The 22342-nt window shown below is 65.3% G+C and carries 22 protein-coding genes and 2 tRNA genes; 9 read left to right on the top strand and 15 right to left on the bottom strand.

Features of this window, described 5'->3' with window-relative positions; all coding sequences use genetic code 11:
- Positions 1 to 27: 27 nt before the first annotated feature.
- Positions 28 to 1641 carry a flagellar assembly protein A gene (locus tag AC24R4_RS12455; RefSeq protein WP_487523197.1) on the bottom strand — a complete coding sequence of 538 codons (1614 nt, stop codon included), beginning with the start codon at positions 1639 to 1641 and terminating at the stop codon, positions 28 to 30.
- 227 nt (positions 1642 to 1868) lie between these two features.
- On the opposite strand from AC24R4_RS12455, the gene AC24R4_RS12460 reads away from it, so the two are divergent.
- Complete coding sequence (locus tag AC24R4_RS12460) at positions 1869 to 2735, top strand: class I SAM-dependent methyltransferase (RefSeq protein WP_400394139.1); 867 nt, start codon at positions 1869 to 1871, stop codon at positions 2733 to 2735.
- Between the two features lie 11 nt (positions 2736 to 2746).
- Here the strand turns inward: AC24R4_RS12460 and AC24R4_RS12465 are convergent, their stop codons facing one another.
- From AC24R4_RS12465 to AC24R4_RS12475, 3 genes are read right to left on the bottom strand one after another with little or no spacing between them, the layout of a single operon-like run.
- Positions 2747 to 3319: a DUF1415 domain-containing protein gene (locus tag AC24R4_RS12465; RefSeq protein ID WP_400394137.1), complete on the bottom strand. Its 573-nt coding sequence runs from the start codon at positions 3317 to 3319 to the stop codon at positions 2747 to 2749.
- 2 nt (positions 3320 to 3321) lie between these two features.
- The gene (locus tag AC24R4_RS12470; RefSeq protein WP_400394135.1) at positions 3322 to 4944 is read right to left on the bottom strand and encodes an NAD(P)/FAD-dependent oxidoreductase; all 1623 of its coding nucleotides are present in this window, start codon (positions 4942 to 4944) and stop codon (positions 3322 to 3324) included.
- A complete protein-coding gene (locus tag AC24R4_RS12475) occupies positions 4928 to 5320 on the bottom strand; it encodes a hypothetical protein (protein WP_400394133.1) in 393 nt (130 codons plus the stop codon). Before AC24R4_RS12475 ends, AC24R4_RS12470 begins: the two co-directional genes overlap by 17 nt.
- 179 nt (positions 5321 to 5499) lie before the next feature.
- On the opposite strand from AC24R4_RS12475, the gene AC24R4_RS12480 reads away from it, so the two are divergent.
- Positions 5500 to 6999 (top strand): aminotransferase-like domain-containing protein, encoded by a 1500-nt coding sequence (locus tag AC24R4_RS12480; RefSeq protein ID WP_400394131.1) that lies wholly within the window; start codon positions 5500 to 5502, stop codon positions 6997 to 6999.
- Between the two features lie 119 nt (positions 7000 to 7118).
- Positions 7119 to 8651, top strand: coding sequence for a sensor domain-containing diguanylate cyclase (locus AC24R4_RS12485; protein ID WP_400394129.1), 1533 nt, complete (start codon positions 7119 to 7121; stop codon positions 8649 to 8651).
- 118 nt (positions 8652 to 8769) lie between these two features.
- Here the strand turns inward: AC24R4_RS12485 and lpxO are convergent, their stop codons facing one another.
- From lpxO to AC24R4_RS12500, 3 genes are all read right to left on the bottom strand, one after another.
- The gene (gene lpxO, locus AC24R4_RS12490; protein ID WP_400395854.1) at positions 8770 to 9672 is read right to left on the bottom strand and encodes a lipid A hydroxylase LpxO; all 903 of its coding nucleotides are present in this window, start codon (positions 9670 to 9672) and stop codon (positions 8770 to 8772) included.
- A 146-nt stretch (positions 9673 to 9818) separates the two neighbouring features.
- Complete coding sequence (locus tag AC24R4_RS12495; protein ID WP_400395855.1) at positions 9819 to 10130, bottom strand: hypothetical protein; 312 nt, start codon at positions 10128 to 10130, stop codon at positions 9819 to 9821.
- Positions 10131 to 10175: 45 nt separating this feature from the next.
- A complete protein-coding gene (locus tag AC24R4_RS12500) occupies positions 10176 to 11588 on the bottom strand; it encodes a DUF2252 domain-containing protein (protein ID WP_400395857.1) in 1413 nt (470 codons plus the stop codon).
- A 255-nt stretch (positions 11589 to 11843) separates the two neighbouring features.
- Here AC24R4_RS12500 and AC24R4_RS12505 point away from each other — a divergent pair, with 255 nt between their 5' ends.
- Positions 11844 to 12131 (top strand): hypothetical protein, encoded by a 288-nt coding sequence (locus AC24R4_RS12505; RefSeq protein WP_153947534.1) that lies wholly within the window; start codon positions 11844 to 11846, stop codon positions 12129 to 12131.
- A 74-nt stretch (positions 12132 to 12205) separates the two neighbouring features.
- On the top strand, positions 12206 to 12469 hold the full coding sequence (locus tag AC24R4_RS12510) for a hypothetical protein (RefSeq protein WP_153947533.1): 264 nt from the start codon (positions 12206 to 12208) through the stop codon (positions 12467 to 12469).
- 232 nt (positions 12470 to 12701) lie between these two features.
- On the opposite strand, the gene AC24R4_RS12515 is transcribed toward AC24R4_RS12510, so the two are convergent.
- From AC24R4_RS12515 to AC24R4_RS12530, 4 genes are all read right to left on the bottom strand, one after another.
- A tRNA-Met gene (locus AC24R4_RS12515) sits at positions 12702 to 12778 on the bottom strand.
- 148 nt (positions 12779 to 12926) lie between these two features.
- Positions 12927 to 13172, bottom strand: a complete 246-nt coding sequence (locus tag AC24R4_RS12520; protein WP_487523198.1) for a hypothetical protein — start codon at positions 13170 to 13172, stop codon at positions 12927 to 12929.
- 188 nt (positions 13173 to 13360) lie between these two features.
- A complete protein-coding gene (locus tag AC24R4_RS12525; RefSeq protein ID WP_487523199.1) occupies positions 13361 to 13639 on the bottom strand; it encodes a hypothetical protein in 279 nt (92 codons plus the stop codon).
- Positions 13640 to 13857: 218 nt separating this feature from the next.
- Positions 13858 to 13934, bottom strand: a tRNA-Arg gene (locus tag AC24R4_RS12530).
- A gap of 124 nt (positions 13935 to 14058) precedes the next feature.
- Here AC24R4_RS12530 and greB point away from each other — a divergent pair.
- Positions 14059 to 14616 carry a transcription elongation factor GreB gene (gene greB / locus AC24R4_RS12535; protein WP_153947530.1) on the top strand — a complete coding sequence of 186 codons (558 nt, stop codon included), beginning with the start codon at positions 14059 to 14061 and terminating at the stop codon, positions 14614 to 14616.
- 48 nt (positions 14617 to 14664) lie between these two features.
- Here greB and AC24R4_RS12540 read toward each other — a convergent pair whose 3' ends face one another.
- The 4 genes from AC24R4_RS12540 to AC24R4_RS12555 form a co-directional block, all read right to left on the bottom strand.
- Positions 14665 to 17088 (bottom strand): RelA/SpoT family protein, encoded by a 2424-nt coding sequence (locus tag AC24R4_RS12540; RefSeq protein WP_400393142.1) that lies wholly within the window; start codon positions 17086 to 17088, stop codon positions 14665 to 14667.
- Positions 17089 to 17401: 313 nt separating this feature from the next.
- A complete protein-coding gene (gene rpoZ, locus AC24R4_RS12545; protein WP_092594707.1) occupies positions 17402 to 17605 on the bottom strand; it encodes a DNA-directed RNA polymerase subunit omega in 204 nt (67 codons plus the stop codon).
- 85 nt (positions 17606 to 17690) lie between these two features.
- Positions 17691 to 18341, bottom strand: a complete 651-nt coding sequence (gene gmk, locus AC24R4_RS12550) for a guanylate kinase (protein WP_400393140.1) — start codon at positions 18339 to 18341, stop codon at positions 17691 to 17693.
- Positions 18342 to 18345: 4 nt separating this feature from the next.
- Positions 18346 to 19281, bottom strand: a complete 936-nt coding sequence (locus tag AC24R4_RS12555) for a YicC/YloC family endoribonuclease (RefSeq protein WP_153947528.1) — start codon at positions 19279 to 19281, stop codon at positions 18346 to 18348.
- A gap of 222 nt (positions 19282 to 19503) precedes the next feature.
- Between AC24R4_RS12555 and AC24R4_RS12560 the strand changes: the two genes are divergently transcribed.
- The 3 genes from AC24R4_RS12560 (at position 19504) to rph (ending at position 22334) form a co-directional block, all read left to right on the top strand.
- Complete coding sequence (locus AC24R4_RS12560) at positions 19504 to 20592, top strand: serine/threonine protein kinase (RefSeq protein ID WP_153947527.1); 1089 nt, start codon at positions 19504 to 19506, stop codon at positions 20590 to 20592.
- A gap of 27 nt (positions 20593 to 20619) precedes the next feature.
- The gene (locus AC24R4_RS12565; protein WP_153947526.1) at positions 20620 to 21534 is read left to right on the top strand and encodes a PP2C family protein-serine/threonine phosphatase; all 915 of its coding nucleotides are present in this window, start codon (positions 20620 to 20622) and stop codon (positions 21532 to 21534) included.
- Between the two features lie 83 nt (positions 21535 to 21617).
- Entirely contained in the window at positions 21618 to 22334 is a 717-nt protein-coding gene (gene rph, locus AC24R4_RS12570) for a ribonuclease PH (RefSeq protein ID WP_400393135.1), read from the top strand.
- Positions 22335 to 22342: the final 8 nt, after the last annotated feature.

Genomic DNA, 22342 nt, shown 5'->3' on the forward strand with positions numbered 1-22342 from the left:
TCGGCAACCGGTCCGTCTTCCGCGGGATCAGGTCACCGTGATCCGGTCTTCGATGACCCGCACCTGGCCGCCGGTCTTGTCTTCCATGACCTTCAGCACCTTGTGGCCCACCTGCAGGGTCACGCCGCCATGGATGCGGCGGCCCACGGCGATCACGGCGTCGTCCGACGGCTTGATCTGCTCGGCCAGCCTGGCGATGTCGGCATCGAGTTCGAACAGGTCCCGGTTGATCTTGTACATCGTGGCGCGTGCCTTCTCGCGGACGTCGCCCTGCGCGCGTTCGGGATTCTTGGCAAAGAAGGCCACCAGCTGCTGCAGTTTGGCCTGGTCGTCCAGCACCTTGCGGCGGCGCGCTTCCAGTTCGCCCTTCTGCTGGTCCGCAAACGGGTTCAGGCCCACCTGCACGGCGGTGGCAGATCCTGCCGGGGCGCCCAGCGTGGCCACGCTGACCGACTGCAGCGCGCGCGTGCGGCCGCCGCTGATGCTGCCCTGGGACGTGGGCGTGCCAACCACCACGCGCTGGCCCGCCGACACATCGCTCTGGCGGATGCCGCTTTCGACCACGACCTCGGTCGCGGCCTCGACGATCGCGTTCTGGATATAGCGCGCATGCACCGCACCCCTGGTACGCACGCTGGCCACCTCGTTGGGGTCGCCGCCATGGGCCGAGTCGGCCTTGCCGATGATGCCGCCCTTGACGATCACGTCGCCCCCGGCCTCCACATGGGCCGCCTCGATCGTGCCCTGCACCACCACGTCGCCCGTGACGCGCACCGACATGCCGGTGCGGATATCGCCCGACACACGCAGCGAGCCATCGAAATTGACGTTGCCCGAATGCAGGTCCACCGCATCCACATCCACCACGGGGCTGACGATCACGCCATTGGGCAGCACCCGCGGCGATCCGGCGATGACGGCCAGCAGCAGGTTCGGGTCGTTGGGATCGGCGGCCACACCGGTCAGGTCCGCCGCATAGGGCGTGTCCACCACGGGCTCGGCCGCAATGGGCTTGCCCAGCACGTCCATGCCATCCTTGCCGGACCTGGCCGGGGTGCGGCGCATCAGCGCCGTGCCGGGATTCACGAGCAGCAGGTTGCCAAGGTCGCGCAGATCGACGCGCTCGTCCTCGTTGTCGGCCTGCGCCGGTCGTTTCTGCTGCACCAGGCTGTCGAAGCGCGCCATTTCGCCCTGCACGGGCGCCACGCCGCGTGCGATCTCGCGGCCTTCGCAACTGCCGGCCTCCAGCGCCACGCCAATGGCGGCGGCATCCAGCAGCGCCACCACGCCCATCGACGCCGCAGCGGCGGCGATATCACTTTCCTCGATGCTGCGGCCGCCTTCGGGCGGCATCAGCGTCAGCAGGAGCTGCAGCTTGTCGGCGGAGATCTCCAGTTCGAAGGCGCCATCGAGCACCGTGCCGATCACCGCGTCGATTTCGCGGTCGGTCAGCTGGCACTGGGTCAGAAAGCCGGTCACGGCCGCCTGGTCCAGGCGCGCCCCCTGCCAGCCGTGCTCGGCCAGCGATGCTTCCAGCGCCGCCCGGTCGGGCGGCAGCCGGCCCGGTTCCGGCGTAAAGCAGGCCCTCACCTGATCGCCCGGCTGGTTGAGTTCCAGGCGTAATCCCACGTCCGCGTTCATGGCTCCCCGCTTTCTCGTTCTGCATGGCGCCATGCCGGCTGGGTTTCGTGCCCCGGGTCCTTCCGCTTGGACGGCCGTACCTGCGCCAACTCTGCTTGTCGTGATCGAAGGTTTAACGGCAGGCGCGCGAGTGAGCTTTAGCCCACAAAAGTGGGGTGCGGGTGTTTCGACGGTGTTTTCGGTAAACTGTCGGCCTTTCCGCAGCCTCCACAGCCCCAGTTCCCCCGATGTCCAGCACCCACGAAGTCCGTCCCGGCCAGTCCATCGAGCTGCTCAAGGAACTCCATATCCTGACGCGCGACGGCAAGATGAACCAGGACAGCCGCCGCAAGCTCAAGCAGGTCTACCACCTGTTCCAGTTCATCGAGCCCCTGCTGCGCGAGGTAAAGGACACCAAAGGCGCCGTGTCGCTGGTGGACCACGGCGCCGGCAAGTCTTACCTGGGCTTCATCCTTTACGACCTGTTCTTCAAGGAGCTGAAAGACAGCTCGCACATCTACGGCATCGAGACGCGCGAGGAGCTGGTCACCAGTTCGACCGCGCTGGCCAGGCGCCTGGGCTTCCCGGGCATGTCGTTCCTGAACCTGTCCGTGGCCGATTCGATCACCTCGCCGGCGCTACCGGAGACTGTCGACGTCGTCACGGCGCTGCACGCGTGCAATACCGCCACCGACGACGCCATCCGCTTCGCGCTGGCCAGGCGCGCACAGCACATCGTGCTGGTGCCGTGCTGCCAGGCTGAAGTGGCAGCGGTGCTGCGCAAGCACAAGGGCCGGCTGCTCGCTGGCAATCCGATGACGGAAATCTGGCGCCACCCGCTGCACACGCGGGAATTCGGCAGCCAGCTGACCAACGTGCTGCGCTGCCTGCAGCTGGAAGCGAACGGCTATCAGGTCAGCGTGACGGAACTGGTGGGCTGGGAACACTCGATGAAGAACGAACTGATCATCGCCCAGTACAAGGACCTGCCGCGCCGCCGGCCGGCCGAGCGGCTGCAGCAGGTGCTGGAGTCGGTGGGGCTGGAGGAACTGGGCGACCGCTTCTTCACCCCCGACACGTCCGCCACGTCCGCCACGCCCGCCACGTCGGAGTAAGCGGGCGCCGGTCAGAGATCGCTCTGGCCCGCCATCCACTTTAGCCACCCCGCGTGGCCAAGCTGGCGCAGGGTTTCCATGTTGCGCTCGTAGATGTCCTCGGCTTCGGGGAAGGCCTCCGCCGCGCGGGCGATGCTGTCCTCGCGCAGCAGATGCAGAATGGGATACGGCGCCCGGTTCGTGTAGTTCTCGATATCGTCCGGCGCGGTACCCTCGAACTGGTATTGCGGATGAAAGCTCGCGATCTGCAGCGTGCCTTCCAGCCGCAGGCTGCCGAGCAGCCGGTCCGCGAAATACAGGAAGTCGTTGTAGGCCAGGAAATCGGCCAGCGCGTGCGGCACGATCAGCAGCGTGGTATCCACCTGCTCCGGGTCGGCCTCGGCCAGTTCCCGCAGTTCGCGCTCCAGGTCGTCCAGCACGTCCTCGTCGCGCGTGGCCTGGCTGACCACATACCGCACCTGCCCCTTCACATGCACGCTCTTGGCGAACGGGCACAGGTTCAGGCCGATCACGGCACGCGTGAGCCAGTGGCGCACGTCGGCGACGACGCGCTCGTCTTCGGGGCCGACGGCCTGCCCGGGCATCGTCACTGTCCGTTCTCGATGTGCAGCGCCACGGCCTCGGCCACTTCGATGCCGTCGATGGCCGCCGAATAGATGCCGCCCGCATAGCCGGCACCCTCGCCGGCCGGATACAGGCCGCGCACGTTGATGCTCTGGTAGTCGTCGCGATTGCGCCGGATGCGCAGCGGCGACGACGTGCGCGTCTCCACGCCCGTCAGCACCGCATCGTGCATGGCAAAGCCGGCAATTTTCTTGTCCAGCTCGGGCAGCGCCTCGCGGATCGCGTCGATGACATAGTCCGGCAGCGACGTGCTCAGGTCCGTGGGCGTCACGCCCGGCTTGTACGACGGCTCGACCGATGCCAGCGTCGTGGACGCACGCCCGGCAATGAAGTCGCCCACCAGCTGCCCCGGCGCGCGATAGTCGCCACCGCCCAGCTCGAACGCGCGCTCTTCCCACTTTCGCTGAAATGCGATGCCAGCCAGCGGGCCGCCCGGGAAGTCCTCCTCGGGCGTGATCCCCACCACGATGCCGGCGTTGGCGTTGCGCTCGGCGCGGTAATACTGGCTCATGCCGTTGGTCACCAGGCGCCCCGGCTCGGACGCCGCCGCCACCACGGTGCCGCCCGGACACATGCAGAAGCTGTACACGGCACGGCCGTTGCTGGCGTGATGCACCACCTTGTAGTCGGCCGCGCCCAGCAGCTTGTTGCCCGCGAACTTGCCGAAGCGGCTGCGGTTGATCAGGCCCTGCGGGTGTTCGATGCGGAATCCCAGCGAGAACGGCTTGGCTTCCATGAACACGCCCCGGTCATGCAGCATGTGGAACGTGTCGCGTGCGCTGTGGCCCACGGCCAGGATCACGTGGTCGCACGGCAGGTAGTCGCCGTTGGACAGCTTCAGCCCGCGCACCTGGCCGTTGTCGATGTCGATATCGTCCACGCGCGTCTCGAAGCGGATTTCCGCGCCCAGTTCCAGCATCTCGGCGCGCATCTTCTCGACCATGCTCACCAGCCGGAACGTGCCGATGTGGGGCCGCGCCTTGTAGAGGATGTCCTCGGGCGCGCCGGCGCGCACGAATTCCTGCAGCACCTTGCGGCCGTAGTGCTTCGGGTCCTTGATCTGGCTGTACAGCTTGCCGTCGGAAAACGTGCCCGCGCCGCCCTCGCCGAACTGCACGTTCGACTCCGGATTCAGCACGCTCTTGCGCCACAGGCCGAAGGTGTCCTTGGTGCGTTCGCGCACTTCCTTGCCGCGTTCCAGGATGATCGGGCGATAGCCCATCTGCGCCAGCAGCAGGCCGGCCAGCAGCCCGCACGGCCCCAGGCCGATCACCACCGGACGCGACTTCGGGCCGCCTTCGGGCGCCCTGGCCACGAAGTGATACGCCATGTCCGGCGTGACGCTCCAGTTCGGTTTGCGCTGCATGCGCTTGACGGCGGCGGCCTCGTCCTTGACCTCGATGTCGATGATGTAGGTCAGCTTGATATCGTCGCGCTTGCGGGCGTCGTGCGCACGGCGGAACACCGTGAATCCGACAAGGCCGTCGCCCTTGACACCGATCTGGGCCAGATGGCTGCGCACGGCAGCCTCGAGGTCGCTCTCGACGTGGTCGAGCGGCAGTTTGACTTCACTGAGACGTAGCATGGGGTACCGATTCTTCTGCGGCCTGGATGTCTGGTGGCCGGGCGTTACCCAGCAGGAGGCCAGAACGGCCGAGCCGCGATTTTAGCAGCGACCATAGCCCCGGGCGCGCGGCCGGCGTCATGATCCGCAACTGCACCGGCCCCTGCGCCACCAGCTGGTGCCAACCTGCCGCATCCGTCACACAGACACCGCCGGGGCACAGATGCCGGGGCACCTGGCACACCTGTTCGGCCAGCCAGCGCGGCGCGCCGGCCACGGCCACCCGGCCTTGCTCGACATGCACCACCGCGCCGGCCTTCAGGTGCAGGCTCAGGCACTGGCCGGCAGCCAGGAAGAGGGTCTGGACGTCTCTGGAAATCGTCTCGGGGGATGACATGGCGGCACTCCTTCGCAAATGAAAAACGTGCCACCAGCGTATCGGCGCGCCCGCCGGGCCAACAGGCACAAGCGTTCGCCCCCTTGACCAGAACAGATGCAAAACTTTGGCGCTGTTACGATACAGCGTCGTACCATCTGTATCTGTTCCCACCGTCGCGCCCGCGCGAAGATGCCGCCATGTCCATCGTTGCCCCTGCCGTCGCGCCAGCCGTCGCCCCGGCCTCCGCCGCCCGCCCCGTCCCGCCGCACGCGTCCGGCCCGCTCTACCAGCAGCTGGCGGGCCACTATCGCCAGGCGATCTCGGCGGGCACGCTGGTGCCTGGCGATCGCATGCCGTCGGTACGGGCGCTGATGGGGCTGCACGCCGTCAGCCTGTCCACCGCGCTGCAGGCGTGCCGCGAACTGGAGGCGGCCGGCCTGCTCGAAGCGCGGCCCCGGTCGGGCTACTTTGTCTGCGCGCCGGCGCAACCGGCCCTGGCGCCCATCGAGGAGCCGGTGCCCGGCCTGCCCGATCCGGCGCAGTACGTCGGCATCCACCAGCGCATTTCTGCCATCCTGGCCCGCAGCAAGCATCACCGGATCAACCTGGGCGGCGCCTGCGGGGCGCCCGAGCTGTACCCGACCGATGCGCTGCGCAACGCGGCCACGCGGGCCCTGCGCCGCTACCCGGAACTGTTCGGCACATCGGTCGATTCCGATGGGCATCCGGCCTTCCGGGCGGCGCTGGCCCGTCACGCGCTGCGGTCGCGCATCAACGTCTCGCCCGAGGAAATCGTTGTCACGCACGGCGCCACCGAGGCGCTGACGCTGGCCCTGCGCGCGGTGGCCGGCCCCGGCGACGTGATCGCCGTGGAATCGCCCACTTATTACGGTCTGTTGCAGATCCTGGAAAGCCTGGGCATGCGCGCGCTGGAGATCCCGTGCAGCCCCCAGACCGGCATCTCGCTCGAGGCGCTGGAGCTGGCCGCCCAGACCTACGCCAACATCAAGGCCGTTTGCGTGGTGCCGAACCTGCAGAATCCGCTCGGCTGCGTCATGCCCGACGCGCACAAGCAGCGGCTGGTGGCGTGGTGCGCCGCGCGCGGCATCGCCATGATCGAGGACGACTGCTGTTCGGCCACGTTCGACGACGATGCCCCGCTGCCAGCGGCCAAGGCCTGGGACACCACCGGCACGGTGATCCACTGCGCGTCGCTGCACAAGGTGCTGGCGCCCGGCATGCGGCTGGGCTGGATCACGGCCGGCAAGTGGCAGGCGCGCGTGGAAATGCTGAAATTCGGCCTGTCGCGGCCCAACGAGATGCTGACGCAGATCGCGGTAGCCGAGTACATGGGCACCGGCGCGTTCGATCGCCACCTGCGGCGGCTGCGCACCCAACTGCGCGTGCAGCGCGAATGGATGGCGCAGCGGGTGGCCACCACCTTCCCCGCCGGCACGCGGCTCACGCTGCCGCGCGGCGGCCTGCACCTGTGGGTGGAAATGCCGCGCGGCGTGTCGTCCGAGGCCGTATTCGAGCAGGTGATTGGCGACGGTATCCGCGTGATGCCGGGCGCCATGTTCTCCAATTCGAACCGCTTCAACCATTTTCTGCGGCTGAACTGCGGCAACCTGCGCACGCCGGAACTGGAGCGCGCGCTCGACACCGTGGCCGCGGCGGCGCGCCGGCTGGCGGGCTGACAGCCTGGGTGGCCGACTGGCTGGCCGGCAGCCGCCGGCGCCTGGCGCGCCAACCCCATCCGCATCGGATACATCGCCGTTTCTTTAGATTTCTACCCACAAGCGGTGCGCGCTCGCCTATGCTAGTGCGCGGTACGCCATCCATCACAAAAAGGGAGAACAACTTGGGGCATGCAACCGCCGCCTCGCGGCTCGACAACGACTATCAAACCCTGTTCCAGCTGGCGCCGGTGTCGCTCTGGCTGGAAGACTTCAGCGCGGTGCGCCGGGCGTTTGAACAACTGCGAGCCGATGGCGTGACCGACCTGCGCCGCCACCTGCGCGACAACCCGGCCGAAGTGGCGCGCTGCTCGGCGCTGATCCGCGTGCTCGACGTGAACCAGCGCACGCTGGACCTGTTCCGCGCCAGCAATCTGGCCGACCTGGTGGCCAACCTCGACAGCGTGTTCCGCGACGACATGTTCGACCAGCACGTGGAGGAACTGGGCCAGCTGTGGGACGGCGGCAACCACTTTTCCAGCCAGACCGTCAACTACACGCTGGACGGTGAACGGCTCGACATCCGCCTGGAAGCCACGGTCATGCCCGGCCACGAGGCCGACTGGTCGCGCGTGCTGCTGTCGATCGAGGACATCACGGCCCGCGTGCGCACCGAGCGCGACCTGCGCCGCGCTCAGCAATATGCGGTGGGGCTGTTCGAGCATTCGCCCGTGTCGCTGTGGGTGGAAGACTTCAGCGCCGTGAAGATGCTGCTGGACGAAGTGCGCGCGGCCGGCATCACCGATTTCCGCACCTTCCTGAACGTGCATCCCGATTTCGTCTCGCGCTGCATGCAGGAAATCCGCGTGCTCGACGTCAACCAGCAGACGCTGACGATGTTTGGCGCGCCCAGCAAGGAAATCCTGCTGTCGCGCCTGGGCGACGTGTTCCGCGACGACATGCGCATCCACTTTGCCGAGCAGCTGATCGACCTGTGGCACGAAAAGCTCTGGCAGCAGCGCGAAGTCATCAACTACGCGCTGGACGGCCGCTCCGTGGACGTCTTCATGCAGTGGTCGGTGTTCCCCGGCCGCGAGGCCGACTGGGACCAGGTGCTGGTGTCGCTGACCGACATCACCGCGCGCAAGAAGGCCGAGGCCTATGTGGAGTTCCTGGGCAAGCACGACGTGCTGACCAAGCTCTACAACCGTGCCTATTACGAGGACGAACTGGCCCGCCTGGGCCGCAAGGGTCCTTGGCCGGTCAGCGTGGTGGCGGTGGACCTGAACGGGCTGAAGGCCATCAATGACCAGTTTGGCCATGGCGATGGCGATGCGCTGCTGCGCCGCACCGGCGAGGTGCTGAAGAAGGCCGTGGGCGAGCAGGCCTGCGTGGCGCGCACCGGCGGCGACGAATTCATGGTGCTGCTGCCCGGCCGCGACGAACGCGGCGCGGCGACCGTGGTCGAGCAGATCCAGGAAGTGGTGGTCCTGAACAACCAGTTCTACCCCGGTGCGCGGCTGTCGTTCTCGATCGGCACGGCCACGTGCGCCCAGGGCGACAGGCTGACCGACACGGTCAAGCTGGCCGACCATCGCATGTACGAGGCCAAGCGGGCACACTACGCGGAACTGGGCAACGAGCGGCGGCAGCCCGAATCCGATCTGCACTGACGGCCGCGGACGAAAAACCCCAGGACGAAAAAAAACCGGCAGTCATCTGCCGGTTCCTGTTTGCGCGGTTTGCGCGGTTTGCGCGGCCGCCCGTTCCGCGCCAGCGGCAAGCCGAGGATCAGAGGAACACGATCAGTGCCACCCCGCCGATGATCAGGCCGAACTTGGTCACGTAATACAGGTTCTTGTTCCACGACTTGAAGCGGCGGCGATACTGGCCGCCCAGCCACACGAAGCGGAACAGCTTGTTGATCGCGCCGGTCTGGTCGTTTTCGTCGTTCGGCGAGCTGGCGGCCGTCATCACCTTGCGGCCCATCCAGTGGTTGACCGCGGCGGCCCAGCGATAGCGCATCGGGCGCTCGATGTCGCAGAACAGGATCAGGCGGTCCGTCTCGCTCTTGTTTTCGGCCCAGTGCAGGTAGGTCTCGTCGAACACCACGCCCTGGCCGTCCCGCCAGCTGTGGCGTTCGCCGTCCACTTCGATGAAGCAGCGGTCGTCGTTCGGCGTGGACAGGCCCAGGTGGTAGCGCAGCGAACCGGCGAACGGGTCGCGGTGCGGATTGAGCTTGCCGCCCGGCGGCAGTTCGGCAAACATCGCCGCCTTGACCGACGGCATCTCGCGCAGCAGCGCCACGGTGTTCGGGCACAGCGTTTCCGCCGACGGATGCTGGGCCTCGTACCACTTGAGATAGAACCGCTTCCAGCCGTACTTGAAGAACGAATTGAAGCCAGCGTCATCGTTCTTGTCGGCGGCCTTGATCTTGCGCATTGCGATCAGGGCCAGGCCCTCGTCGCGAATCTGCGGCCACGCGGCCCGCAGTTTCTCCAGTTCTGGAAAGCGGTCGACGTCGATGTACGGCGTGCGCGGCACGCCCGAGAACATGTACATGAAGCAATTGACCGGTGCCACCAGTGCCGAATGGTCAAGCACCTGGCGCATGAACGGCAGCCGTACCTTGCCGCGGAAATGCACATACAGGATGGCACCCACGTAGGCGGCGACGATTATCCACTTGATCACCCGAAATCCCTCCACGACAAACCCCCGCCCCCGGTGTGACCGGTTGGCCGTCGGGGACGGCCTGAGAGCGGAAAACGCGCTATTTTAGCCAAACGGCGACACTCACGCATCGTGTGATGCATGAGACCCACCGCGGGCCGGCGCGTTCAGGGCGTGCCGCGCGATTGCCGGGCGATCCGGTCGATCAGCACGCGCGCATCCTCGGCCTTGCCTTGCAGGGTCAGCAGCCGGGCATTGAGCACGATGTTCTCCAGCACCAGCTTGGCCGTGGACGCCCACAGCGTGGCCAGCAGCGCCTCCTGGGACAGGCCCGAGGTTTCCAGTTCGGTGGAGCGTTCGGCAATGATCTTGCAGGCAAGGGCGCGCAGCTTTTCGTCATCGAAAGGCAGGTTCGCGTAGTCGATGGGATCGGCCTTTTCCACTTCCACCATCAGTTGCAGCAGCAAATCTTCGGTCATCGGCGCACTCCTGGGGTCAAACGGGTCCGGTCGGGTCGGACCGGGTCAAACGCGGAAATCGGCGGCCATGTCGGCGTCCGTGCGGGCTTCGAGCCGGCCCGAGCGGCACGCCTTGACGAATAGGTCGTAGTCGCGCTCCACGTGGTCGGCATAGGCATTCGAATAGGCAATCATTGATTCGGCCATGCGGTCGTTGTTGCCCAGGTAGCCGCTGACCTCGGCCGCCAGCCCGCCGGCCTTGGCATGGGCACGCGCCAGCACCCAGCCGCACACACGGGCATAGGCGGTCAGCACATTGACGTCCATCAGTTCGATGTCGGCCGAGAACTTCATGTCGCGCAACTGGCGGATGTAGAAATGGCGTCCGAACGGCCCTTTCGACCAGCCCAGGAAAAGGTCGCTCGCGGCTTGCATCAGGCGCTGCCCCTCCACCACGCGGCGCCCCTCATGCGCGACCGTCGCCGACTTGAAGTAGCGCGCCACCACCGACCGGGTGGCCTCCTTGACCTGCAGGAACAGCGGCTTGCCATGGCTGTCGATCATCAACTGGATCAGGCAGCGCGTGCCGACGCTGCCGACGCCCACCACCTTGAAGGCCATGTCATGCAATTTGAAATGCGACAGCAGTTCGCGCCGGTCGCGGGCAAGCGTCGAGACGTAGTCGGCAAAGCACTTTTCGACGATCTCGCGCGGATTGTCGACGGCCAGCCAGTCGTCCTCGGCACGGAACAGCGTCTGGGCGCCCCGCACATGGAACACGGCGGGCGGCGCGTCGAGAATGCGCCAACGCTCGCCATCGTGTTCGGACAGCTTGGGCAGCAGCGTTTCGTGCGTGCGCTCCGCCGCCCGCTCCATGGCGCGCCTGACGCGCTTCTGAATATCGGGATCGTCCGTGCTTTCCAGTAGCCGCTCGAACGTGATGCGGTCGTACCAGGTTTCCAGGATGCCCATCTCCGCGTACTCGGCCATCCGTTCGCGATAGCTGGTCACCACGTCGTAGACGAGGTTGTCGGCGACCTGGGTGCCGTGGCGCAGATGGCGCGCCGCCACCACGAAGCTGGCGGTCAGGCGCTTCAGGTCCCATTCCCACGGGCCCGGACTGGTCTCGTCGAAATCGTTGACGTCGAACAGTAGCGCGCGCTCGGGCGTCGCGAATCCGCCAAAATTCGACAGATGGCAATCGCCGCAGATCTGGTGGATCAATCCCGTGTTCGACGTGCCGGCCAGGTCGTGTGCCTGGATGATGGCACTGCCACGATAGAACGTGAATGGCGACGCGATCATGCGCCCGTAGCGCAGCGGGATCAGACGCTCCACCCGACCGGCGCTGCTTTCCTCCAGCAGGCGAACCGGATCGCGATCGACATTGCCGATCGATTCCTGTGTGCGTCGCGGCACCTTCTGACGCAGGGCCTTGCCGCTTTCGAGCCGCTTTTCGAGCTCTGCCACTTTTTCCACACTTGCCTCCACGCCCATCGGGCCCAGGACAACGTTAGATTTTGTGCAGCATATGCAACCACGCTAAGACAACTGTTACAGCTTGTCAATTTGCCAGCGCACATCCCAGAAGCGGCGTCGGTGTCACGATGCCTCGCAGCCGTCACATGTCATCGTGCGCTGAAAGAAAATCAGACGCCAGCCTACAAAACCGTCACAACTATCCGTGTAAGCTGTGGTCTCAATTCCGCATCGCCAACGAGAAGAGCAGCATTCATGACCAAGCGATTTCTTGCTGCCATGCGTCAATACGTGTGGTTCAAGGGGGTAAAGCATCATGTGGTCCAGGGCGTCGAAGCCCTGGCCGACCTGCTGAAATCCCCATCTGTCGCGGCCCGTGCAGTGGCCGCCATCGTGTCCGAAACCGAACACGGCGTGCAGGTATGGGTATCCTATTTCGGCAAGCCGATGGACCCGCACACCAACTACGTGCTGTGGCCTTCGCGCGTGCTGAAGCCGGCCCGACGACGCATCGCACCGCCGCAGTTGCCGCCGCGGCATTGATCCTCTGACCGGCATCGGTCCGGACGTGCCGGCACTCCCATTTCAGTGTTTTCGTTGTTCGCCAAGGAGCCACCATGCCCGAACCGCAACATGATGAAGCACTGGTCAACAGCTTTCTGGAGCGCGTGTCGGCCCTGTCCGTCAGCGCTTTCGATGGCGCCGACGTGAACCAGGAACTGACGCAGCTCATGAACGAGGCCGCACGCGCATGCGGCGGCGGCGGCAACCTTGCCGTACTGACGTCCCGACTCAAGGCCCGCGCCGAAGCCGCCGAACGCGAAGGCCAGCCGCAGGTACGCGATACGTTCCAACGCGCCGCCTCGCTGATCAAGGCCTGATCCCCTGCCCCTGACAAACAACGCCCCCGCCGGCCGCATGGCTCGCGGGGGCGTTGCTCGTTCGCAGACGCCGCATCATCGTGTGCGCAAAAGACGAGCGCACGCTGCCTCGCGGCCGGATGCGGTGCAGGGAATAAAAAGGAAACGGGAAGCGAACAGCAGGAGGGGAAAACAGCGCAAACGCAGAGAAAAACAAAAGGGCTACACATCATGTGTAGCCCTTTCGAGTATCTGGTTGCGGGGGCAGGATTTGAACCTGCGACCTTCGGGTTATGAGCCCGACGAGCTGCCAGACTGCTCCACCCCGCGTCTGAAGAAAGAGATTATGCAGCAATCTGGGGCGTGTTGCAAGCGTTTCATGCACCAGCACGAAGAAAAAGGCCTCCAACATCGTGGAGGCCTCTGTTCAACACGCATGTTGTCGTGCAATGTGCCGCGCATCCTCCGATGACGACGCCTATGCACGACGTTGCAACGGCTTCACGTTGTCACCTTCCAGGCCCTTCACGGCCTGCGCGACATAGCGGTTCACATGATCGAGCGCCTCGAGTTTGGTATCGAACGGCTGGCGCGGAAACGGATTGTGACGCGCCATCAGAACCTCGCCATCCTCGCGACGAATGATCTCGATCATGATGGCCCACTTGTCCTTGGGCAGCATGATCACTTCGTAGACGATCTTTAATCCTTCGTATTCGGGCATGGCGCGCTCCTGGTTTTCTACCGCTGGCGCGCACCGCGGCGCGCCTCAGTTCCAGACTAGGAGCCATCCCCCGATCCACGAATGATCTGGATCAAGTCAAAACCAATGAGGCCGGAATCGGCCTGTGATACGCCATTGCACGTATCGCAAGGAACTTTGCGACGAGGAACCGCCGGGCAGGCCCAGCGCTATCGCGCCGGGACCACCAGCTTGTCGATCAGCGCATAGGCCGCGGCGAATGCCGCCACTTCGGCCGCATGGCGCGTGGCATAGACATGCGCGCCACTGGCAAGCCGCTCGGTGTCGCCGGCATCGGCCGGGTCCATGCCCTCCTGCGCCACCCGGACTTCGTAGCCCCATGTCTGCGTATCGCCCACGCTGCCGGCGACAGCATCGTGATGCGAGGTCACCAGTACGTATGCGTCCATGCCGCGATAGCCTTCCACGCGCCAGTCGTCCTGTTGCATGTTGCCTCCGTGAGTAGCGATCAGGATTGAAATTGGAGCCAGCCAGCGCGCAGGTGTTCCCGCCGACCATGCATACAGCATAGACAGCGAACGAGGCGCAAACGAAAACAAAAAACGAAGGGGGGGGAAGGATGAAGCGGGAGGGGAAGGATGAAGCGGGAGGGGAAGGGGAATGAAAAAAGGGCTTCCGTCTCCGGAAGCCCTTCTCTCGTATAGGTTGGCGCGGCTGGCAGGATTCGAACCCACGACCCCTTGGTTCGTAGCCAAGTACTCTATCCAACTGAGCTACAGCCGCAACCGAGAAAAGAGATTATATAGAAGTTTTCAGTTTTGTGAACCCCCTTCGCGCATTTTTTTCATCGCCGGGGGTCGATGAGCGCAACTTCCTATAATTGAAGCTTCATGAAGTGATTCGGAACATGAACAAGGCATTTGTCAAAGAGTCGTCCAACGATGACGACGACGATCTTCCCGAGGGCGCGACACCGCTGCCCGCCGGCACCAAGAACTACATCACCGCCGCCGGCTACAAGCGGCTGCGCGACGAATTGATGCACCTGATCGATGTGGACCGTCCCGATGTCGTCCAGATCGTGTCATGGGCCGCGTCCAATGGCGACCGCTCGGAAAACGGCGACTACCTCTACGGCAAGAAGCGCCTGCGCGAGATTGACCGGCGCATCCGCTTCCTGACTCGGCGGCTGGACAAGGCCGAGGTGGTGGACCCATCGCTGCAGGGCGACAACGACCAGATTTTCTTCGGCGCCACGGTCACGTACGCGAACCAGTCAGGCGAGGAAACCACGATCACGATCGTCGGCATGGACGAGGTGGACCTGGACAGCAACCACGTCAGCTGGATTTCACCGATCGCCAAAGCTCTGATCAAGGCGCGCGAAGGCGACACCGTGCCGCTGCGCACGCCGGCCGGCATCGAACAGATCGACATTCTGGAAGTGAAATACCCGGCGAAGTAACCAGGAGACGCCAGGCAAACGAAGCCGGCGTCGTTGCGCGGCCTCGGTTTAACCGTCGTTCCGGTCGCGGAAGATGCGGATCACATCCGGATTCCGACGCAGCCCGCGCATGACGTTGGCCAGGTGCAGGCGGTTTTGCACCTGGATCACGAACTGCATGTACGTGGCTTCCTGGTGCCCGGCCACCTGCTGCTGCTCCATCGCCACGTGTGCCACGTTGGCGTCGGCGGCGGTCAGGTCGGCGGCCACGCGCGCGACGATGCCTTTCACGTTGCGCACCATGACCTTGATCGACACATCGAAGGCACGCGTCGTCTTCTTGGCCCACATGACCTCGATCCAGTGCTCGGGGTCCTTGCTGTGCAGACGCTTGGCCACCTTGCAGTCCTGCACGTGGATCTGCAGGCCTTCGCCCTTGCCCAGATAGCCAACGATCGAGTCGCCCGGGATCGGACGGCAGCACGCCGAGAAGATCATCGACATGCCTTCGTCGCCGGTGATCGGCACGGCCGGGGCTTCCTCGCCGGCGAATGTCTGCACCGCCGCCAGCAGCGCGCTGTCCACATCGCCAGACAGCTCCTGCAGCAGGATCTCCATGCGCCGCGCCACCACGGCTGGCACACGCCGGCCCAGCGCCAGGTCCGCGAAGATGTCCTCGCGCACCTTGTTGCCGGTCCACTGGATCATGCGCTCCCACACCGACTGCGGCACCGCCTTCAGTTCGATGCCGAGCTGGCGCGCGGACTGGTCCAGCAGGCGCTCGCCCAGCTGGATGGCCTCGTCGAGCTTGGTGGTCTTGAGGTAGTGGCGGATCGCCGCGCGCGCCTTGCCGGTCCGCACGAACGCCAGCCAGGCCGGATTCGGCTTCGAGTACGGCGCCGTCACGACCTCGACGATATCGCCGCTCTTGAGCTCCGTGCGCAGGGGCAGCAGCTCGTTGTTGATCTTGACCGCCACGCACTGGTTGCCCAGGTCGCTGTGCACCGCGTACGCGAAATCCAGCGCCGTGGCGCCACGCGGCAGCGCACGGATATGGCCTTTTGGCGTAAATACGTAGACCGCATCCGGGAACAGGTCGATCTTGACGTGCTCCAGGAATTCCTGCGAATCGCCGGTCTGACTCTGGATATCGAGCAGCGACTGCAGCCATTGGTGGGCCTGCTGCTGGATATCGTTGGCATGGTCGGCCTGGTGCTTGTACATCCAGTGCGCCGCCACGCCGGCCTCGGCAATCTGGTGCATGCCGCGCGTGCGGATTTGGAACTCCACCGGCGTGCCGAACGGCCCCACCAGCGTCGTGTGCAGCGACTGGTAGCCGTTGATCTTCGGAATGGCGATGTAGTCCTTGAACTTCCCCGGCATCGGCTTGTACAGGCCGTGCAGCGCGCCCATCGCCATGTAGCAGTGCATCTGCGTTTCCACGACCACGCGGAACCCGTAGACGTCCAGCACCTGCGAGAACGACAGCTGCTTGTCATGCATCTTGCGATAGATGCTGTACAGGGTCTTCTCGCGCCCCGACAGCTCGGCCACGATACCGGCGTCGCCGAGCGCGCCCTGCGCCGCCTCCAGGATGCGGCGAACCACCTCGCGGCGATTGCCGCGCGCGGCCTTGACGGCCTTCTCCAACGTGGCGTAGCGGAACGGCGAGCCAACCTTGAACGACAGTTCCTGCAGCTCGCGGTAAATCGTGTTGAGACCCAGCCGGTGCGCGATCGGCGCGTAGATCTCCATCGTTTCCAGCGCGATCCGGCGCCGCTTCTCGGGCGGCACGAAATCGAGCGTGCGCATGTTGTGCGTGCGGTCGGCCAGCTTGACCAGAATCACCCGCACATCGCGCGCCATCGCCAGCAGCATCTTGCGGAAGCTCTCCGCCTGCGCCTGCTCCCGGCTCTGGAATTCGAGCTTGTCCAGCTTGGTCAGGCCATCGACCAGTTCCGCAACCTTCGGCCCGAACTTCTCCGCCAGCTCGCTCTTGGTGATGCCCTGGTCTTCCATCACGTCATGCAGCAGCGCCGCCATGATGGACTGCACGTCGAGCTTCCAGTCCGCGCACAGTTCGGCCACGGCCACCGGGTGCGTGATGTACGGCTCGCCGCTCTGGCGGTACTGCCCCAGGTGCGCCTCGTCCGAGAACTGGAAGGCCTCGCGCACCACCGCCTGGTCAGCCGGCTTCAGATAAGCCAGCTTCTCCATCAGCCGCGCGATCGAGATGACCTGCTGCCTTGGCGGCACCGCCGGCTGCGACGTCGGACCGAAGAAATGCCGGTATGACTGCGCCAGCACCGCATCGATGAACAGGTCGCCGCCCGGCGTGGCCGGCACGGTGCCAGCCACGGGTTCGGCTACCAGTTCATTGGCCAGGGCGGCGCGCGCCTTGCCCTGCTGGATCGGCGGCACGACGGCACGCTCGCCGACGACGTTGTCGCCGAGCGGATCGGGCAAATTGGGAGCACCGGTACGGGCTGTCACGGGAAGCATTCCGGGACGCTTACGGCCGGCAGGCGCGGAAGGCGCCGGAGGCAGGGATGTGGAAACCGGTACGACGCCGGGCAGCGGTGCGCCGGGCGCCACAGGCGTGGCGACCGCACCGGCCGGAGCCGGCACGGCGCCAGGATGCTTCGCCGCCGGCAATGCACGCGAAAGCCCGACCCCGGCGTTGGCCGGGGGAGCAATGGCGGGATCGGTCGGCGACGAAGGCATGGCAGCCCCTGGAATTCAACCGGATGCGCGGCGGGATGCGTACGCACGCGAAGCATGAATGAACCACGGGCCGCCCTGGCAATCAGGTCGGTACCTTCTTGAGCATCTCGATACCCACCTGGCCAGTCGCGATTTCGCGCAGCGCCACCACGGTGGGCTTGTCCTTCGCCTCGACCTTGGGCGTATGGCCTTGCACGAGCTGACGTGCCCGGTAAGTCGCGGCGAGCGCGAGCTCGAAGCGGTTCGGGATGTGTTTCAGACAATCTTCGACGGTAATACGCGCCATATCAAATCCACCTTGGGATAAAACCTGTTCGACAGGCCGGTATTTTACAGCACGCCGCCGGAACCTTCCGGCGACGGGCCTGCAATCAATGAATGCCGAGCTCGATAAACAGCTCGGCGTGACGGGCCTTCTGCGACGAAAAGCGCAAACGGGTCGCGTGAACGACGTTCTGGAGCTGCTTCAGCGCGTCCTCGAAAACCTCGTTGATGATCACGTAATCGGACTCCGAAGCATGGGCCATTTCGCTACCGGCCGCCAGCAGGCGCCGCACGATCACGTTCGGCTCGTCCTGGCCCCGCTTCTTGAGGCGGTCTTCCAGCGCGGTCAGCGACGGCGGCAGGATGAAAATCTCCACGGCGTTGGAAAAACGCTTGTGGACCTGCTGCGCGCCCTGCCAGTCGATCTCCAGCAGCACGTCGTTGCCCTGGGCCATCTGCTGCTCGATCCAGACGCGCGAGGTGGCGTAGTAGTTGCCATGCACTTCGGCCCATTCCAGGAATTCCCCGCGATCGCGCGCGGCACGGAATTCCTCGACCGTGGTGAAGTGGTACTCGCGGCCGCTCTGCTCGCCGGGGCGCGGCTTGCGGGTGGTATGCGAGATCGACAGGCGGATGGACTGGTCCTGCGCCAGCAGCGCATTGACCAGCGTGGATTTGCCGGCCCCTGACGGTGCCACCACCATGAACAGGTTGCCGGGATAGACGGTATCGATGGCGGTGTGGGTGGTGTCGCTCATGATCTTATTCGAGGTTTTGAATCTGTTCGCGCATCTGCTCGATCAGGAGCTTGAGCTCCATCGACGCATCGGCAAGTTCCTTGGCGGCGGCCTTCGAGCCCAGCGTGTTGGCCTCGCGGTTGAGCTCCTGCATCATGAAATCCAGGCGCTTGCCAACCTGGCCGCCCTTCTTCAGGATATGCCGCGTTTCGTTGAGGTGGGCCTGCAGGCGCGACAGCTCTTCGGCGATGTCGATGCGGATGCCGTAGACCGTGGCTTCCTGGCGGATACGCTCGGCCACCTCTTCGCGGCTCATCGACGGCATGCCGTTCGGCGCGGCCAGATTGAACGCCTCCTGCAGGCGCTCCGTCAGCTTTTCCTGATGGTGGGCGATCAGCTGGGGAATCATCGGCGTCAGCCGCTCGACGATGGCCAGCATGGCGTCGATACGCTCCTCCAGCGTGGCCTTGAGCGCGGCGCCCTCGCGGCCGCGGGCCTCCAGCAGTTGCTTCAGGGCGTCGCGCGCGGCACCGGTCACGGCTTCGCGCAGGGCTTCCTGCGACAGTTCGGGTTCCACCAGCACGCCCGGCCAGCGCAGGATCTCGCCCATGCGCATGGTGCCCGCGCCGGCGAAGGTGCCGGCCACGGTGGATTCCAGCGCGCGGATCTGGTCCAGCAGGCCCTGGTTCAGCGCCAGCGTGGCGCCGCCGGTGTCGGTGCGCTGCAGGTTGATCCGGCATTCGAGCTTGCCGCGCGACAGCTCGCCCATCAGCATCTCGCGCAGTGCCGGCTCGAAGGCGCGGCACTCTTCCGGCGCGCGGAACAACAGGTCGAGAAAACGCGAATTGACAGTGCGGAATTCCACGGAAACCGAAGCCGTGCGGCCGCTGGGTTCGCCCTGGGCGTTGGTCAGCGGTGCCTGGCGGGTGGCCAGGCCATAGCCTGTCATGCTGTGGATCATCGTCGTTAATCTCGCGAAAGAGTCGAAAAATCGGGATTCGGCACGAAAACCGGGTCCGGCGGCCCGGCCAGCGCGGCCGTACAGGCGCTAAAACGCCCGAAAAATCAATGGGAAAGCGGCGGTCGGAAAGCGCGGAGTTTTGGCAACACTCCCCGCTAATGATTTCTTTACAAGTGACCGATTAGACCGGAGAATCCGGGAGCAAATGAGGTCCCGAATCCTATGACAGAGTCCAAGGGCGCCAACCAACCCAAGAGCGCGCCGCTCCCTATCGGCACGCTGCTTGCCAACTACCGTATTGTAAAGAAGTTGGCCAGCGGGGGGTTCAGTTTCGTCTACCTCGCCACCGACGAGACCGGCGCCCCGGTTGCCATCAAGGAATACCTGCCGTCTTCGCTGGCGCGCCGCAATCCCGGCGAACTGATTCCGGTCGTCCCCGACGAAAACGCCGCCTCGTTCCGCCTTGGCCTGAAGTATTTCTTCGAGGAAGGCCGCTCGCTGGCGCGTATTTCGCACCCCAGCGTGGTTCGCGTGGTGAACTTCTTCCGCGAGAACTCCACGGTCTACATGGTGATGAACTACGAGCTGGGCAAGACGCTGCAGGAGCATATCCTGCAGGCCCGGCAGCAAGGCAAGTCGAAGGTGCTGCGCGAACGGTTCATCCGCAAGGTCTTCCACGACCTCATGAGCGGCCTGCGCGAAGTGCATATTCACAAACTGCTGCACCTGGACATCAAGCCCGGCAACATCTATCTGCGCGAGGACGAATCGCCGATCCTGCTCGATTTCGGTGCGGCCCGGCAGATCCTGACCATGGAAAACGCGCGCTTCCAGCCGATGTACACCCCCGGCTTCGCGGCGCCCGAACTCTATGGCAAGCATTCCGAACTGGGCCCGTGGACCGACATCTACAGCCTGGGCGCCACGCTGTACGCGTGCATGGCCGGCATGCCGCCGCAGGAGGCCAACCAGCGCGAGAAGGAAGACCGCATGGCCGAATCCTTCACGCGGCTGCGCGCCACCTACACCAATGGCCTGGTCGATCTGGTCGAGTGGTGTCTGCGCCTGACGCCGTCCGAACGGCCGCAGAGCGTGTTCCGGCTCCAGAAGGAGCTGCGCGACCAGAGCAATGCGCTGGGCGAGCAATCGGCTGCCGCGGCGGCCAGCGCCCCCGCGGCAACGACCGGCGAACGCGTCAATGCCACCAGCCGCTTCATGACGCTGCTGCGGCGCCGCGAAGACAAGAGCATCGACAAGCCGACCGCCGCCAAGCCCGTTCACGCCGAAGAAACCGGCCGAAGCGGCGACTAACGCACGAACCCGACACGAATTACCGCAATGCGATTCTCCGTCTATCAGGAAAGCCGGAAAGGCGGCCGCCGGATCAACCAGGACCGCATGGGCTATTGCTTCACACGCGATGCCCTGCTCATGGTGCTGGCCGATGGCCTGGGCGGCCATGCCTTTGGCGAAGTCGCCGCGCAGCAGGCGCTGCAGACGCTGGCCCGCCAGTTCCAGTCGCAGGCCCGCCCGTCGATCCGCAACCCCGCAGACTTCCTGCAGGACACGGTCATGCTGGCGCACCGCGAGATCCATCGCTACGCCGAAGCCAACAAGCTGCCCGATGTGCCCCGCACCACGGTGGTCTGCTGCCTGATCCAGAACGGCCAGATCCACTGGGCCCACGCCGGGGATTCCCGCTTCTACCTGATGCGCAAGGCCGCGCTGCTGACCCGCACTCGCGACCACTCGAAGATCGAGAACCTGCTGCAGCAGGAACGGGTGCTGCCCATGGAAGTGGCCAACCACCCGGAGCGCAACAAGCTCTACAACTGCCTCGGGTCGCCCAACCTGCCGCTGATCGATATCGGCGGCCCGGTACGGCTGGAGCCGGGCGATGTGGCGCTGCTGTGCTCGGACGGCCTGTGGGGCGTGCTGGACGAAAAGGTCATCGTCGACAAGGTGACCCACCTGTCGGTGGTCCACGCCATCCCCGACCTGATCGAGCAGGCCCTGGCCAACGCCGGCGAAGGTGCCGACAACACCACAGCGATTGCCATGATGTGGGAAGCGGACGCCACCGTGCCCAACGAGGACGCGGTGCTGACCGACACGCTGCCGCTGAACGCGTTCACCACGTCGATCCTGGAACGCACCGGCACCGACACCGATCTGCTGTCCGAGGAAGAAATCGAACGCTCGATCGCGGAGATCCGCGCGGCCATCGACAAGACCTCGAACTTGATGCGCTGACGCGCCAGGCAGCCCCGAGGACGCAAGATCGCCCCGCCGGCGTTAGAATCGCGGTCTTACCCGATTCCAACGAAAGATTCCCCATGCGACCCAGCGGACGCGCGGCCGACGCGCTGCGACCCATCAGCCTGACCCGTCACTACACCCGCCACGCCGAAGGTTCGGTACTGAGTGCCTTCGGCGATACCAAGGTGCTGTGCACGGCCAGCGTGCTGGCCAAGGTGCCGCCGCACAAGAAGGGCAGCGGCGAAGGCTGGGTCACCGCCGAATACGGCATGCTGCCGCGCGCCACGCATACGCGGTCGGACCGCGAGGCTGCGCGCGGCAAGCAGACCGGCCGCACCCAGGAAATCCAGCGCCTGATCGGCCGGGCAATGCGCTCGGTGTTCGATCTCTCCGCGCTTGGCGAATATACGATCCACCTTGATTGCGACGTGCTGCAGGCCGACGGCGGCACGCGCACGGCCGCCATCACCGGCGCCTTCGTGGCCGCCCATGACGCCATCGGCACCATGCTGCGCAGCGGCGCGATCCAGGCCAGCCCGATCCGCGACTTCGTGGCCGCGGTGTCGGTCGGCATGGTCGATGGCGTGCCGGTGCTGGACCTCGATTATGCCGAGGACAGCACATGCGACACCGACATGAACGTGGTGATGACGGGCAGCGGCGGTTTTGTCGAAGTCCAGGGCACGGCCGAGGGCGCGCCGTTCAGCCGTGCCGACCTCGACGCCATGACGCGTCTGGCCGAAGCCGGCATCGCCGAACTGGTGCGCCACCAGAAGCAGGCGCTTGGGCTCTGAGGCGCGGG

Source organism: Cupriavidus sp. CER-90, from assembly GCF_057652055.1.